This is a genomic window from Rhizobium sp. 05N49, from assembly GCF_056396805.1.
Map to the genome: position 1 here is coordinate 221283 of NZ_JBFTME010000003.1, position 14771 is coordinate 236053.

At 59.1% G+C, this 14771-nt stretch carries 12 protein-coding genes and 1 tRNA gene; 8 read left to right on the forward strand and 5 right to left on the reverse strand.

Annotated features, from left to right (window positions below):
* Positions 1-30 precede the first annotated feature (30 nt).
* Positions 31-1245: a ubiquinone biosynthesis hydroxylase gene (locus AC1DF8_RS08390; protein ID WP_477995707.1), complete on the forward strand. Its 1215-nt coding sequence runs from the start codon at positions 31-33 to the stop codon at positions 1243-1245.
* Positions 1246-1254: 9 nt separating this feature from the next.
* Here AC1DF8_RS08390 and AC1DF8_RS08395 read toward each other — a convergent pair whose 3' ends face one another.
* From AC1DF8_RS08395 to AC1DF8_RS08410, 4 genes are all read right to left on the reverse strand, one after another.
* Positions 1255-1443, reverse strand: coding sequence for a Trm112 family protein (locus tag AC1DF8_RS08395; protein WP_112545684.1), 189 nt, complete (start codon positions 1441-1443; stop codon positions 1255-1257).
* Between the two features lie 8 nt (positions 1444-1451).
* Positions 1452-2123, reverse strand: coding sequence for an LON peptidase substrate-binding domain-containing protein (locus AC1DF8_RS08400; RefSeq protein ID WP_477995710.1), 672 nt, complete (start codon positions 2121-2123; stop codon positions 1452-1454).
* A gap of 102 nt (positions 2124-2225) precedes the next feature.
* A complete protein-coding gene (gene trxA / locus AC1DF8_RS08405; protein WP_112545686.1) occupies positions 2226-3197 on the reverse strand; it encodes a thioredoxin in 972 nt (323 codons plus the stop codon).
* Positions 3198-3253: 56 nt separating this feature from the next.
* A complete protein-coding gene (locus AC1DF8_RS08410) occupies positions 3254-3763 on the reverse strand; it encodes a prolyl-tRNA synthetase associated domain-containing protein (RefSeq protein WP_113013498.1) in 510 nt (169 codons plus the stop codon).
* Positions 3764-4021: 258 nt separating this feature from the next.
* Here AC1DF8_RS08410 and AC1DF8_RS08415 point away from each other — a divergent pair.
* From AC1DF8_RS08415 to AC1DF8_RS08430, 4 genes are all read left to right on the forward strand, one after another.
* Positions 4022-4096: transfer RNA gene (locus AC1DF8_RS08415), tRNA-Gly, on the forward strand.
* A gap of 340 nt (positions 4097-4436) precedes the next feature.
* Complete coding sequence (locus tag AC1DF8_RS08420) at positions 4437-5108, forward strand: CBS domain-containing protein (RefSeq protein WP_477995712.1); 672 nt, start codon at positions 4437-4439, stop codon at positions 5106-5108.
* 80 nt (positions 5109-5188) lie between these two features.
* The gene (locus tag AC1DF8_RS08425; protein WP_477995713.1) at positions 5189-7651 is read left to right on the forward strand and encodes a phosphoketolase family protein; all 2463 of its coding nucleotides are present in this window, start codon (positions 5189-5191) and stop codon (positions 7649-7651) included.
* Positions 7652-7746: 95 nt separating this feature from the next.
* Positions 7747-9066: a glucoamylase family protein gene (locus AC1DF8_RS08430; protein WP_112545714.1), complete on the forward strand. Its 1320-nt coding sequence runs from the start codon at positions 7747-7749 to the stop codon at positions 9064-9066.
* Positions 9067-9157: 91 nt separating this feature from the next.
* Here AC1DF8_RS08430 and AC1DF8_RS08435 read toward each other — a convergent pair whose 3' ends face one another.
* On the reverse strand, positions 9158-10846 hold the full coding sequence (locus tag AC1DF8_RS08435) for an ABC transporter ATP-binding protein/permease (RefSeq protein WP_477995715.1): 1689 nt from the start codon (positions 10844-10846) through the stop codon (positions 9158-9160).
* Between the two features lie 387 nt (positions 10847-11233).
* Here AC1DF8_RS08435 and AC1DF8_RS08440 point away from each other — a divergent pair, with 387 nt between their 5' ends.
* The 3 genes from AC1DF8_RS08440 to AC1DF8_RS08450 all read left to right on the forward strand — a co-directional run bounded on the left by AC1DF8_RS08440 (position 11234) and on the right by AC1DF8_RS08450 (position 14751).
* A complete protein-coding gene (locus AC1DF8_RS08440) occupies positions 11234-12367 on the forward strand; it encodes an ROK family transcriptional regulator (RefSeq protein ID WP_113013329.1) in 1134 nt (377 codons plus the stop codon).
* A gap of 8 nt (positions 12368-12375) precedes the next feature.
* Positions 12376-13818: a M81 family metallopeptidase gene (locus tag AC1DF8_RS08445; RefSeq protein ID WP_477995717.1), complete on the forward strand. Its 1443-nt coding sequence runs from the start codon at positions 12376-12378 to the stop codon at positions 13816-13818.
* Between the two features lie 207 nt (positions 13819-14025).
* Positions 14026-14751, forward strand: coding sequence for a FadR/GntR family transcriptional regulator (locus tag AC1DF8_RS08450; protein WP_113115443.1), 726 nt, complete (start codon positions 14026-14028; stop codon positions 14749-14751).
* The last annotated feature ends 20 nt before the right edge of the window (positions 14752-14771 follow it).

Here is a 14771-nt window from a genome sequence, read left to right on the forward strand (position 1 = left end):
TCTGATCGCAGAAAGTAAGAGGAGCGGGCTATGCTGGACATGCTGGTTGTAGGCGGAGGTTATGTCGGCCTGTCCGTGGCCGTGGCGGTCAAGCAGGCAGCGCCGCATCTCGCTGTCGCGGTCGTCGAGGCCGCTCCCGAACATGCCTGGAAGAAAGATATGCGCGCTTCCGCCATTATCGCGGCCGCAACGAAGATGCTCGAAGTCTTCGGCATCTGGGACGAGATCCAGCCGGAGGCTCAGCCGATCACCAAGATGATCGTGACAGATTCCAAGATGTCCGATCCTGTTCGCCCGATCTTCCTGACCTTCGACGGCGAAGTTGCCGATGGCCGGCCCTTTGCCCACATGATCCCGAATGTTGTTATGGTCGGCGCCCTGCGCAGCGCCTGCGAGCGGCTCGGCATCGAGATCCGCCATGGCCTGAGCGCCACCGGCCTGAAGACGAGCGATATCGATATCGAAGTCAGCCTGTCCGATGGCAGCGCGTTGCAATCGCGCCTGCTGGTTGCCTGCGACGGTGTACGTTCCAGGCTGCGCGATTTTGCCGGCATCAAGACAGTGACCTGGGAATACGGCCAATCAGGCATCGTCACCACCGTCGAGCACGAGCGCCCGCACCACGGCTGCGCCGAAGAACATTTCCTCCCATCCGGCCCCTTTGCCATCCTGCCGCTGCGCAACAACCGCTCGTCGCTGGTCTGGACCGAGCGGACAAATGACGCAAACCGCCTTGTTGCCGCCGACGATCTGGTTTTCGAGGAGGAACTGGAACGCCGCTTCGGTCACAAACTCGGCCCCCTCAAGGTAGTCGGCGGCAAGCGCGCCTTCCCGCTTGGTCTCACACTCGCCCGCTCCTTCGTCGCCCCGCGCTTTGCGCTTGCCGGCGATGCCGCACACGGCATTCACCCGATCTCCGGCCAAGGTCTCAATCTCGGTTTCAAGGATGTGGCCGCCCTTGCTGAAACCATCGTGGAAGCTGATCGCCTTGGGCTCGATATCGGCGCCATCAACATCCTGGAGCGTTACCAGAGCTGGCGCCGTTTCGACACGTTCCGCATGGGCGTCACCACGGACGTATTGAACCGGCTGTTTTCCAATGACGCGACGCCGATCCGCATCGCCCGCGATTTCGGCCTCGGCATTGTCGATCGCCTGCCCCGCCTGAAGTCCTTCTTCATCGGCCAGGCGGCAGGAACGACTGCCAAGGACAATCCGAAGCTGCTCGCAGGTGAGGCGATCTAGAGCTGAAGCTTAGTCTTCGAGGCTTCTGGCTTCCGAGACCAGCATGATCGGAATGCCGTCCCTGATCGGATAGGCAAGACGCGCCTTTTCCGAGACCAGCTCATTATGCTCGCGGTCGTAGGAAAGCCGCCCCTTGGTGAGCGGGCAGACGAGAAGTTCGAGAAGCTTGGGATCGACCCGACTGAGTTTTTCGTCCATCCCGCCCTCTACTGCAGCACGGTATCGGAATCGCCAAAGACGCGGGCAAGCACGATTTCGGTGATGGCGATCAGGGTTTCCGCTCTCGTCTTGAGGTCCGGCGCTTCCAGCAGCGCCTGCTTTTCGGCCGGGCCGAATGGCGACATCATGGCAAGCGAATTGACGAGGGTAAGGTTGCTAGCCCGCTCCACGCTCTCCCAGTCCGCCTCGAGTTTGTTGGCGTCGAGATAGGCCTTGAAGGCCGTCAGCAGCGCGCCGCGGTCGACGGCTTCTTCTTCATCCTCGGCAGAAAGATCCGATATGAACGGCGCGATACGGAAGCTGCGAAACGGCTGGCCATGCGATCGCTCCTCCAGCAGCCGGAAGCGGCAGACGCCCGTCAGCGAGACGATATAACGCCCGTCACCGGTTTCGGCATAAGAGGTAATCCGGCCGAGGCAACCCACAGCCGCAAGCTCCGGAGCATGCGTCTTGTCTTCATGCTCGCCGTGTGCCGGCTGCACCATGCCGATCAGACGGTTTCCAGTCAGGGCGGAATCGAACATCGAAAGATAACGCGGCTCGAAGATATTGAGCGGCAACTGGCCGGCGGGCAGGAGAAGCGCGCCGGTCAAGGGAAAAACTGCAATTTCATCCGGTAGATCGCCGGGCTTCAGGTATCTCGCATTGCCGACTTGCATGAAGACTAGTCCCGCACTCTTTCGGCGGGCGCATCTTCGGCGCCCGTCCTCACGAGAAATGTGGTGCCCTTGCGCAAAAACGCAAGGGTGGATGCGGCAAACTCAGGAAAACAGGATCGAGGACAGCTTCCGGCGGGCAGAAACGGTCGCCGGGTCCTTGAAGCCCCAGACCTCGAAGAACTGCAGAAGCTGGCGACGCGCACCGTCATCATCGAAGGCACGATCCTTGCGCATGATGGTGAGGAGGTGTTCAGCCGCCTCCTCACGCCTGCCCTCTACATTGAGGATCTTGGCAAGCTTCAGCCGAGCCTCGTGATGATCGGGGTTCGATGCCAGCTCGCGCTCCAGGGCGACGGGATCGCCGAGCTTGCGGGCCTCTTCGATCTGGTCGAGCTTCTTCAGGACCGCCTGGATGCCGGCATCCTTGCCAAGCTCTTCCGGCAGCTCGCTCAGCATCTGGCGGGCCTCACCGTGCTGATCGGCTGCGATCAGGCATTCGGCCATGCCGGCGAGAGCCTTGGCATTTTCCGGATCGGCCTGCATGACGGCACCATAAAGCTGGCCCGCTTCATTGATGTTTCCGGCAGCGAGCAATTCGCCAGCCTGCGTCAGATAAGCCTCGATCTCTGCAGTCTGGTCGGCATCCGCAGGACCTGCGAGCCGATCGATAAACTGGCGAACCTGGCTTTCGGGCACCGCACCCATGAAGCCGTCGGCCGGACGGCCGTTGACGAAGGCGATGACGGCCGGAATGGACTGGATGCCGAGCTGGCCAGCGATTGAGGGATGATCGTCGATGTTCATCTTGACCAGCTTGACGCGGCCCTGACCCTCATTGACGACCTTTTCCAGAACCGGTGTCAGCTGCTTGCACGGGCCGCACCATGGCGCCCAGAAATCGACCAGAACCGGCTGATTGCGCGATTCCTCTAGGACGTCCTTCCCGAAATTCGCCGTCGTCGTGTCCTTGATATGGCTGCCGCCCGCCTCAGGCTGGGATACTGCGCCATAACTTGCCGTTGCCGACATCTGGTTGCCGAAGGAACCGTTGTAAGGATTGTCGCTGCCGCTCATAGGTATCTCCCGCCGCGCCGATCTGCCGGCGTCTTTGATAGCGCTAAAATCGTATGTCAGGACGTCACTTTCAAGACAAGCGGCTTATGCCCTGTCGCTTCCATGAATCGTATCAGATCGGCGCTGGCAATCGAAGTCGTCGCGTCATTGGAAAGCGGATGGCAGTTGATGATCTCGTCATGCATCAGATCCGCATCGAGCACGAAAGTGACATCGTTGCCGGTATCGTTGATCGCGCCGAGCGCGGTAACCGCACCCGGAACGACGCCAAGATATTCCATCAGCTTCTCGGCCCTGCCGAAGGAGACCCGGCCGGAAGCGCCGATAAGCGTATGGACCTGCTTGAGGTCGACAACGGCATTTTCCTCCACCGTCAGCAGGAAGTAACGGTCCTTTTTGTCCTTCACGAACAGGTTCTTGGTATGGCCGCCCGGGATCTCGTCCCGCAGCGCCACCGATTCGGCCACCGTAAATACTGGTGCATGGTCCTTGGTCGTGTGGACGATGCCGAGGCCATCGAGAAAAGCGAGAAGATCCTGGCGAGTCCTGGGCTTGTTTTCGGTCATCGTCATTCCGTCAGACAGGAGAAAAGCAGATTGGACTGTCTGCTTACGTCCGCCTCATGCGCTTGGCAATCATCAGGACCGACGCTTTGCCCTGCATTCGCGGCGTTTTCGAAGCCTGTTTTCCACCGCCAGAACTTTTCTTCGTTTTTCCGTCATTTCCCTGTTGCATTTGAAAATCGTTTGGGCGATATAGCGCCCGTCGCCGCAAGGTGGCGCCCACGGTCCGCTACTTACTACCCCGGACCGGTGCGGATTTGAGCGGGTGTAGCTCAGGGGTAGAGCACAACCTTGCCAAGGTTGGGGTCGAGGGTTCGAATCCCTTCGCCCGCTCCAGTTTCTCCTTTTACGTCGGTAAGTGCTGTTGCGTCACATGATCTTGTGATGCATCCGGTGTTTTCATCACCGGCGGTCCGTTTCTGCCTTCGCGAGATATTGGCGACGCCGATCTCCCTGACAACGTCCGCCCAAATCACTCCTCATCGCGTTATCGGCTATCGCTCCCGGTACAAGTTGCGGCGCCCGATTGATCTTACTCAATGCAAACCACGCCAGTATCTGGCTAGGTTTTCCTGGCGCTGGCGAATGAGGTTCACATCGTTCGGCCTCGAGAGGCGTTGCAGACATTTTTGCCAGATCGCCGAGATGAGTTTAATGTAGCCGGAGCTAGATCGACATGCTTGTCAAAGATGTCATGACGACAGCGGTCGTCACATTGTCACCTGACAATAGCGTTCGGCATGCGGCCAAGCTGATGTCCGACCAGCGGGTGAGCGGTCTTCCCGTGGTCGACAATGAAGGGCGTTTGGCAGGCGTCATCAGCGAGGGTGATCTGATCCGTCGAACGGAACTCTCAAGCGGCGCGTTCGCCCCGAATGCGAACATGGAACTTGGTCCCGACGACAGGGCAAACGCTTTCGTTAAGCGATGCGCATGGAGAGTGGGGGATGTCATGACACCCGACGCTATCACGATCGACGAAGATGCCCCCCTTTCCCGTGTTGCCGAGCTCATGCAGAACCGCAACATCAAGCGCATTCCGGTTCTTCGGGCCGGCAAGCTGATCGGCATCGTCGGCCGCGCCGATCTCCTGCAGGTGATTTATTCGGCAAAGCCGGACGATACGGCAACTGGTGACGAAGCGATTCGACGCAGCATTCTCGTTCGGCTCGGCGAAAACACCGGCCTGGAGGGATTGGATCTGTCCGTCACGGTGGCTGACGGTATCGTGCATTTTTGGGGCAACCTCGAGACAGCAGCTCGCCGCAGGGCCGCGCGGATCCTGGCGGAGGGCGTCAACRGTGTCCGCGGCGTGGTGGAGCATTTCCCGGAATCTCCTCCTCAATAGTGCAGCCGTAACGACCGGAGACTGCACCGGCCCGAAGCGGGCCGGCGAATTCAGCAATGTCATTTTGATCGGAGACTCAGATGGCTTCACCTGAAACGGCAGTGATGAAAAAAACCGCCTCGGCGGCAGCGCATGGAAAAGCACCGCTTTCGTCCGAGGAACTCCGCCTGATGGATGCCTACTGGCGGGCATCGAACTATCTGTCGGTCGGACAAATCTATCTGCTCGACAATCCCCTGCTCAAAAAGCCTCTGGCGCGCGCGCATATCAAGCCGCGGTTGCTCGGCCATTGGGGAACGTCTCCCGGCCTGAACATGCTTTATGTGCACCTCAATCGGGTGATCAAGCGCGACAATCTCAACATGATCTATGTGATCGGCCCTGGCCACGGCGGACCGTCGCTCGTTGCGCATGCCTATCTGGAGGGAACCTATAGCGAATTCTACCCGAATATTGCCCAGGACGAAGAGGGCATGAAAAGGCTGTTCAAACAGTTCAGCTTTCCAGGCGGCATCCCGAGCCACGTCGCTCCGGAAACACCGGGGAGCATCCATGAAGGTGGCGAACTCGGTTATGCGCTCAGCCATGCCTATGGTGCAGCCTTCGACAATCCTGACCTGATCGTCGCCTGCGTCGTCGGTGACGGCGAGGCCGAAACCGGCCCTCTTGCCACCGGATGGCATGGCAACAAATTCCTCAATCCGGCCCGCGACGGATGTGTTCTGCCGATCCTGCACCTCAATGGCTACAAGATCGCCAATCCCTGCTTCCTTGCGCGTATTCCCAAGGAAGAATTGATGAAATTCTTCGAGGGCATGGGGTATGCACCCCTCTTCGTGGAGGGCCATGAGCCCGATCAGGTACAGCAGCAGCTTGCCGAAGCCATGGATACTGCCGTCGCGACGATCAAGAAGATCTGGGCAGAAGCGCGGGATAAGAAGATTGCCCGCCGTCCGGCGTGGCCGATGATCGTTTTCCGCACACCGAAGGGCTGGACCTGCCCCGCCGAAATCGACGGCAAGAAATGCGAAGACTACTGGCGCTCGCACCAGGTCCCGATGGGCGACATGGACAAGCCGGAGCATATCAAGGTGCTTCAGCACTGGATGAAGAGCTATAGACCCGAAGAGCTTTTCGATGACGAAGGCAGGCTGCGAGCTGAATTGGCCTCGCTGGCGCCGGCAGGACATAGACGGATGAGCGATAATCCGCACGCCAATGGCGGCCTGTTGCTTCGCGACCTCAAGATGCCGGATTTCCGCGATTATGCCGTCTCGGTGCCCAAACCCGGATCGGTGACCGCGGAATCCGCTCGTGTCATGGGCAAGTTCCTGCGCGATGTGATGAAGCTCAATCTTAACAGCAAGAACTTCCGGCTGTTCAGCCCTGATGAGAACAATTCCAATCGCTGGCAGGACGTGCTGGAAGTGACGGATCGCTGCTACATGGCCGAGATTTATCCAGAGGACGATCACCTGTCGCCCGACGGACGCATCATGGAGGTGTTAAGCGAGCATCAATGCCAGGGCTGGCTCGAAGGCTATCTGTTGACGGGGCGGCATGGCTTCTTCTCCTGCTACGAAGCCTTCATTCACATCATCGACTCGATGTTCAACCAGCACGCCAAATGGCTGAAAGTGTGCAACCACATTCCCTGGAGACGGCCGGTCGCATCGCTCAATTATTTCCTGAGTTCGCATGTGTGGAGGCAGGATCATAACGGCTTCTCTCACCAGGATCCGGGCTTCATTGACCACGTGATCAACAAGAAGGCGGAGGTCATCCGGGTCTATCTACCGCCGGATGCCAATACGCTCCTGTCCGTTACCGATCATTGCCTGCGCAGCCGCAACTATGTGAACGTCGTTGTCGCAGGCAAGCAGCCGGCACCGCAATGGCTGACGATGGATGAGGCGATCAAACATTGCGCCGAAGGTCTCGGCATCTGGGAATGGGCAAGCAATGATCGCGGCTCGGAACCGGATGTCGTCATGGCCTGCTGCGGCGATGTGCCGACGCTGGAGACGCTCGCCGCTGTGCAACTGATCCGTGAGCACCTTCCTGATCTGAAGGTGCGCGTCATCAATGTCGTCAATCTGATGAAGCTGCAGCCCTCGAGCGAACATCCCCACGGGCTTTCGGATCCCGACTTCGATGCGCTCTTCACGAAGGACAAACCGATCATCTTCGCATTCCACGGATATCCCTGGTTGATCCACCGGCTGACCTACCGGCGAACCAACCACAAAAATCTGCATGTCCGGGGATACAAGGAAGAGGGAACGACCACGACCCCATTCGACATGGTCGTTCTGAACCAGCTCGATCGCTTTCATCTCGTTGAGGATGTCATCGATCGGCTGCCACAGCTCGGAGCCCGTGCGGCCTATTTCAAGCAGGCAATCCGCGGCAGGCTGATCGAGCACCGGCAATATATCGAGGCGCATGGCGATGACATGCCGCAGATCAGCGGCTGGACATGGGGCGTCAAGAGCACGGGAAAAGTGAAGGCAGCGACCTCCACTGAGGGAGACAATGCCTAGACGACACGTTGCGCACAAATCATGCCGGCAGGCGTCCGATCAGAGGCGCCTCCGGATGCTCGACGAAACCATCTGACTTCCTCGGTTTGCTTATGATGTCGGAACTGCTGTCCACCGATCCCGAACTGAACCGGATGCCGACGGATGAAGATCTCGGTCGCCTTCAGTTCACGACGTTGCTCTACTATCTGCAATGCACGAATCCGGATAACGGGTTGGTGCGCGACAAGACGCAGGCCGGCGCCCCGGCAAGCATTGCGGCTGTAGGTATGGCGCTTGCCACCATTCCCGTCGTCGTGGAACGCGGTATCGTCATTCGTGAGTTTGCCGCCAAGATCGCCCGGCGGCGACTGGAATTCCTGATCTCCTGCCATCAAGGGCCGGAACCGGACGCATCAGGTTACAAGGGCTTTTTCTACCATTTCCTGGACATCGAAACGGGACGGCGGGTCTGGCAGTGCGAATTGTCGACGATCGATTCTGCCTTTCTCTTCGCCGGCGCTTTGACCGTCGCGGCATATTTCGATGCGGACACCGAGGACGAGGCGAAGGTACGCGCACTTGCCATGTCGCTCTACGAGCGCGTGGACTGGAACTGGGCGCGCGACAACGGCGCCACGCTTACCCACGGCTGGCGACCGGAAAACGGCTTCATTCCCTATCGTTGGCGCGGCTATGACGAAGGCCTGCTTCTTTACATTCTTGGTCTGGGCTCACCGAGCCACCCGCTGCCTCCGGAAAGCTTCAAAGCGTATACCGAGAGCTACGAATGGCGGAATATCTTCGGTCGCGAACTACTTTATTCCGGGCCGCTCTTTACACACCAGCTCTCGCATATGTGGATCGATTTCCGTGAAATTCGCGACGAATTCATGCGCGAGCATGACAGCGACTATTTTCGCAACAGCCGCCACGCCACTTTCGTTCAGCAGGAATACGCAATCCGCAATCCGCTGAACTTCAAAGGCTACGGCGAACATTGCTGGGGTTTCACGGCAAGTGACGGGCCGGGTTGGACGAAGCGGACTGTCGATGGGATCGACAGGGAATTCTTCGACTATGTTGCGCGCGGCGCACCCTATGGGCCGGATGACGGAACCGTATCTCCCTGGGCCGTGGTCGCCTCACTGCCATTCGCTCCGGAAATCGTCATCCCGACGGTACGAAATTTCGCTCGAATGCAGCTTGGCATGACGCGCCTTTATGGCTTCAGGCCATCCTTCAACCAGACCTTTGCGATGGAAGACAGGAACGAAGGGTGGTGGGTCAGCCCCTACCATTTCGGGATCGACCAAGGCCCCGTCGTCCTGATGATCGAAAACTATCGAACCGGCTTGCTGTGGAACATTATGCGTCGATGCGAGCCGGTGGTCGTCGGACTAAGACGAGCAGGGTTCTCAGGCGGCTGGTTGTGACGGCCGTACAGTCGCCCGAGCTTCCCGACGCGCAACGGACTTGCCGTGAACGATAGGTCTTGGGCGGCTCAGGTCTTCAACTGCGTTGCAGTCAGGCCTTCTGTTTTTGATCGGTCCACGTCCAGGAGCCGTCAGAACCATATTCGAGAACTGCATCGTAGGCCGAGCGCGGCGCACCCGGCTCGGCGAAGTTGACGCACGCGATCCTTCTTTCAGCCAAGAGCCCGAGGATTGCGAGCAGAAGCTCGTGACCGAAAATGGTATCGGCCTTTTCCAGAACAATGTGTGACGGAGCGGCTATGATTGCGCTTGCAAGTATGACGAGTTGCTGTTCGCGCGGTGACAGCAATGTGGACCAGTCCTGCTCGCTATCCAGGTCGCTGAGTGTCAAATCGTGTGCAAGGCCGAGATCTCTCAGCAAAGCCAGGATTTGCTCATCCGTTGTCTCGATCGAGCGCTTCGGTGGCGCAAGAATCTGGCGGAGAGTTCCCGGACCCGCACAGGCCCGCTGGCCGAGAAACCGCACATGCTGACGAGGTGGGCTGACGATGCGCCCAGTCCCCGGTGTACCCAGTCCTGCCGTGGCCCGAAACAAAGCAGCGCCCGCAGCATCGTCTTCTCCGGCAACGATCACTCGTGTATCGGGCGGGATGACAAGGGACAAATCCTTCACCAGTACCGTTCCTGTCCGCGACGTCAGCGTCAGGCGTTCATAGCCAAGGTTCCCTTCAGCCTCGATGAGTTCGACACTGTGATCGGACTGGCGGCGGGTCTCCTCGACCGCTTCCAAAAAGGAACTGATACGCGCGACGACGGTCGCGAAGTTCGAGATCGAGTTGAATTGTGCGACAATAAACGAGAATGCACCGACAAGCATGGCAAATGCTGCCGCCGACTGCGTGATGACGCCAAATTCTATGTCACCGCGCATGAAGGCCGGCGCGATAATGACGACCGGAATGATCTGTATCATCCAGTTGTAGCCGGTGGCGAAGAAGCCGACATTGCGATTGATGCCAATGATCCGCCTGAAGTTAGTGGCAAGGCTATCAAACTGCCTCAGCAGCCGATCTGCGTGGCGTTGCTGTGAGCCCTCGACCATGATTGATTCTGCGTTTTCCCGAACTTGGATCAGCCCGGACCGGAAGGCGGCTTCACTGTCGAGCTGATTATAGTTCAAGTTGATTAAGGGCCGCCCCAACACGATCGTCATAAACGATCCGAAAGCCGCGTAGATAACAGCCGTGAAGAAAAGAAGCGGGCTGATTAGCCACAAGACGCTCGAAAAGGTGAAGACCGTCAGCACGCTGCTGAGCAGCATGAGCAGGAAGGAGAGCGTCGTCGTCGTAAACGCTTTGATATCTTCGGCAATCCGCTGATCAGGATAGGAGACTTTGCCCTGAACGCCGAGCCGGTAGAAAGTACCGTCGGCCATATAGACGCCGACCGCACGACGGGTGAGGTATTCTCGCCAAAGCAAGGCCAGTCGCTCTTCGGCAAAGCGGGCAATCACCGACGCGATCGTCGAAGCAGCAAAAGCGCCAGTGTAGAGGATAGCCTGGCGAACAAATTCGGCAGTCTGCCGTTCCGCGATCGCAGTCATGAAGTGCCGCCCGACGAAACTGTTGACGACATTCAAAGCACTAATACTGCCAAAAAGAACAATCAGGGAGACAAGCAGGAACCGGGCGCTCCCGGCGACATCGGATGTCATGAACAATTTGATCGCGCGGACGAACCGTATTGCCGTCACCCTGAGCGGAATTTCCTGCTGGCCCATGCTCGTCTCCCCCGCTTACCCCTGGAACGAATTATAGCGTGAAATGCAGGCGACGGAGAGACGTCAGGATGGCGCGCGAGGGCGACCGAACCAGCGCGATATGTTACGCGCTGCATCTATTTGCTATTTCGCGTCTCAAGCAGATCGCGCCGACGTTCAACCCACCAGGCCGTTTGATGTCCGCGCTCCAGCGACGGCACAGCTCAATATGAATTGGCGTGCGAACAAATCTCTTGCGAATGATTTCCATTGGTTCACTCTGTCGTTGATTCTTGAAACCGGCCAATCGATGGCTTGATCAATTTTTCGTAATTTATTTCAGTTGATTAGTTCATTTTGTGAACTTATTGTCAGTGTGAGATCACGGGCGACAGGATCAGGATTTTTATGTTCAATTCATCGCAGCGCGAGCTTCTGCGGGTCATAAGTGAGTCCGGTCCCCTCAGCCGGACCGATCTTGCCTCTGCGATCGGGCTCAGCAAAGCGGCGATGAGCGGCATTGCCCGCGAGCTCATTGATCGCGGCGTTCTGCACGAGACGGAAACCGTCTACGGTCAGGGCCGGCCCTCCGTGCTGCTCGACCTGAAACCGGAATGCGCGTTCTTCATCGGCATTTCGCTTCTGGAAGATCCGGCCCCGATGATCCTCAGCGATCTTAACGGCAACATCATCGCCCGTCAGCAGCTGCCCTACTCCCGGGATCCCAAGGTCATTGCCAACGCGATCGCCTATGGCCTGCCGGAAATCCTCAGGGCCCATCCTCAGGCAAGCTCGAAACTGGCCGGCATCGGTGTGGCGCTATCGGGCTTCGTCGATGAAAGGCAGGCAACCTGCGTACAGTCGACCCTGCTCGGCTGGCAGGATGTGCCGCTTGCCGAAATCATCCGCCACGCAAGCGGCGTCGATACCTTTATCGAGAACGATGCCAAGGCGGTTGCTGTCAGCGAAAAGCTCTTCGGCATTGCTCGCGACACCCCGAATTTCTCGGTCGTGTCGCTCGGAGACGGCATCGGCTGCGCCCACGTCATCGACGGCAGGCTTTATCGCGGCAATCATGGCGGTGCGGGCGAAATCGCTCATGCGACGATCGAGCCCGGCGGCGCCCCCTGCCGCTGCGGCAAGCGCGGCTGCCTGGATACGATCGCCTCCATGAAGGCGATCAAGGAGATGGCGCGGGCCGCCGGCCTGAAATGCACGTCACTCTCCGATCTGGAAGCGGAAGCTTCGCTCGGCACAGCCGAGGCGATCTCCATCATCCACAAGGCCGGCGCAGCCCTCGGCCTTGCTATCTCGCACCTGATCCAGATGAACGACCCGGGCATGATCCTGGTGACCCATGTCGACGGCTCGTTCGACGGCCTGTTCGGCACGGTCGTGCAGCAGGCGATCGAAGCCAATGTTCTTCCGCGTTATGCAGGTCAGACCCCGATCCGCACCCGTCGCGTGGATAGCGACGTCTGGTCGCGCGGCGCAGCCAGCATTGCCGCTCACAATTTTCTGATTGGTCCCAATATAAGCTGAGGTTTCCCATGCGCATCGCTGTCGGTGGCATTCACATTGAATGCAGCACGTACAACCCCGTCCTGAACCAAGAGGCAGACTTCCGGGTGGTACGCGGCGAGGACCTGCTGGCAGCCCCCTATTTTGCCTTTCTGAAGGATTACGAGGCTGAATTCCTGCCGACGATCCATGCCCGCGCCATTGCCGGCGGCCCTGTCGCCCGTCACACCTACGAAGCCTTCAAGGCTGAATTCCTGGAGCGCTTGAAGCCGCTCCTGCCGCTCCACGGACTCTATCTGGCAATGCATGGCGCCATGTATGTCGAAGGCATGGAAGATGCGGAAGGCGACTGGATCAGCGCAGCCCGTGCGCTCGTTGGCGATGATTGTACGGTCTCGGCAAGTTACGACCTGCATGGCAATGTTACCCAGCGCATCATCGACGCGCTCGACATGTATTCCACCTACCGCACTGCGCCGCATATCGATGTCGAAGAAACGATGCGCCGCTCTGTCTCCATGCTGGTGAAGAGCCTGAAGACGGGGGAAAAACCCACCCTACTCTGGGCGCCGATCCCGGTCGTCCTGCCGGGTGAACGCACCAGCACCGTCGATCAACCGGCAAAGAGCCTTTATGCCGAACTGCCCGGCATCGATGCGCTGGACGGCGTCTGGGATGCCTCGCTGATGGTCGGCTATGTCTGGGCCGACGAGCCGCGGGCCACGGCTGCCGCCATCATGACCGRCACGGACCGCGCGATACTGGAGCGCGAGGCAAAACGTCTGGCAAAGGCTTATTGGGATGTGCGCGAAGAATTCGTCTTCGGCTGCGAAACCGGTTCGGTCGAGGAATGCGTCGCCAAGGCGATCACCAGCCCGACCGGCCCCGTCGTGCTCGCCGAATCCGGAGACAATCCGACCGGCGGCGGCGTCGGCGACCGAGCGGACGTACTGGCCGAGCTGATCGCAAGAGGCGCCACCGGTGTGGTTTTTGCCGGCATCGCCGACAAGGCAGCAACGGAGAGATGTTATGCGGCGGGTATCGGTACGACGCTGGAGCTGACTGTCGGCGCTTCGCTCGATGCCAAAGACAGCAAGCCGGTGACGGGACAGTTCACGGTGAAGTTCCTGCACGAGACCACCGACGCTACCGACCGCCAGGCCGTCGTCTCCATCGGCGGCATCGATCTGGTCCTCTCGGCCAAGCGCCGCCCCTACCACAATATCGTCAATTTCACCCGCCTCGGGCTCGATCCGCGCACGGCAAGCATCGTTGTCGTCAAGTCAGGCTACCTGTCGCCGGAAATCGCGCCGATTGCCAATCCGAGCCTCATGGCACTGTCCCCCGGCGTTGTCGATCAGTTCGTCGAGCGACTTCCGCGCCTGCGCAAAGCGCACCCGACCTATCCTTTCGACAAGGATTTCAGCTTCGACCCGCAGGCCTTCCTTTCCGCGCGCTCCACGAACCGCTGAACCACGACAAGCGAACCAATTGATTTTTGGTATCGGGGCTTGCTCAGCATCCAGCACGCAGGAAAACGTGCATCCACTCCTTATGTCTGCTCTAAATCTGCGCGATGCGATCAAAAAACGTGCAGGTATTTATCTGCACAAAAAAGCGCTTGACGATGCAATGGATTTGGTTTGCATTGAACCAATATCAAATTGGTTCAGACGGCCATGGACGAAGCACAAGGCAATTCGAACTATGCGCTGGAGAAGCTGAGGGCTCTCCTGCAGTCGGATAGTCTCGATGCCGATGGCAAGCTGCCAACCGAACGTACGCTCTCCGAAATCCTCGGGGTCAGTCGCCGCTCCGTCCGCCGTGCACTGGAAGTACTGGAAGCCGAAGGCCGCATCTGGCGCCGGCAAGGCTCCGGCACCTTTGCCGGCAAGCGGCCGGATGGCTGGAGCAACCATGTCGATTCCATCATCGCCGACACCGATCTCATGGAGATCATGGAAGTGCGCTTGCGCGTCGAGCCGCAGCTCGCACAGCTTGCCGCCATACGCGCCAAGGCAGCCGATATAGAGCGCATGTATGATCTGGTGAAAAAGATCTACGAAAGCACGGACGCCGACGGCCGCGAACTCTGGGATGGCGCGCTGCATCGCCAGATTGCCCAATGCGCCGGCAACTCATTCTTTCTCACGATCTTCGACGTCATCAATCGCGTGCGCCAGGACGAAGCCTGGCAGGCGATCCGCGAGCGCGCCCGCAGCGCCAGCCGCACGCGCGAAGTCACCCATGGCCAGCATACGGCCATCGTCGACGCTATCGCCGCGCGTGACCCAGGAAAGGCCGGCGAAGCCATGCGCCAACACCTGCTGACGCTGCAGGAAAGCCTCATCCGCATCACCTCTCTCGACCATGGCGAATTGGTGGCCGAGAAGGAGCCCAGCTGAGCGGAGAAATCGGCACGGCA

Excerpts from the sequence above, each read along its gene's own strand:
- AC1DF8_RS08390 (WP_477995707.1), top strand. The coding sequence starts at position 31 with ATGCTGGACATGCTGGTTGTAGGCGGAGGTTATGTCGGCCTGTCCGTG.
- AC1DF8_RS08395 (WP_112545684.1), bottom strand. The coding sequence starts at position 1,443 with ATGGACGAAAAACTCAGTCGGGTCGATCCCAAGCTTCTCGAACTTCTC.
- AC1DF8_RS08400 (WP_477995710.1), bottom strand. The coding sequence starts at position 2,123 with ATGCAAGTCGGCAATGCGAGATACCTGAAGCCCGGCGATCTACCGGAT.
- trxA (WP_112545686.1), bottom strand. The coding sequence starts at position 3,197 with ATGAGCGGCAGCGACAATCCTTACAACGGTTCCTTCGGCAACCAGATG.
- AC1DF8_RS08410 (WP_113013498.1), bottom strand. The coding sequence starts at position 3,763 with ATGACCGAAAACAAGCCCAGGACTCGCCAGGATCTTCTCGCTTTTCTC.
- AC1DF8_RS08425 (WP_477995713.1), top strand. The coding sequence starts at position 5,189 with ATGGCTTCACCTGAAACGGCAGTGATGAAAAAAACCGCCTCGGCGGCA.
- AC1DF8_RS08430 (WP_112545714.1), top strand. The coding sequence starts at position 7,747 with ATGTCGGAACTGCTGTCCACCGATCCCGAACTGAACCGGATGCCGACG.
- AC1DF8_RS08435 (WP_477995715.1), bottom strand. The coding sequence starts at position 10,846 with ATGGGCCAGCAGGAAATTCCGCTCAGGGTGACGGCAATACGGTTCGTC.
- AC1DF8_RS08440 (WP_113013329.1), top strand. The coding sequence starts at position 11,234 with ATGTTCAATTCATCGCAGCGCGAGCTTCTGCGGGTCATAAGTGAGTCC.
- AC1DF8_RS08450 (WP_113115443.1), top strand. The coding sequence starts at position 14,026 with ATGGACGAAGCACAAGGCAATTCGAACTATGCGCTGGAGAAGCTGAGG.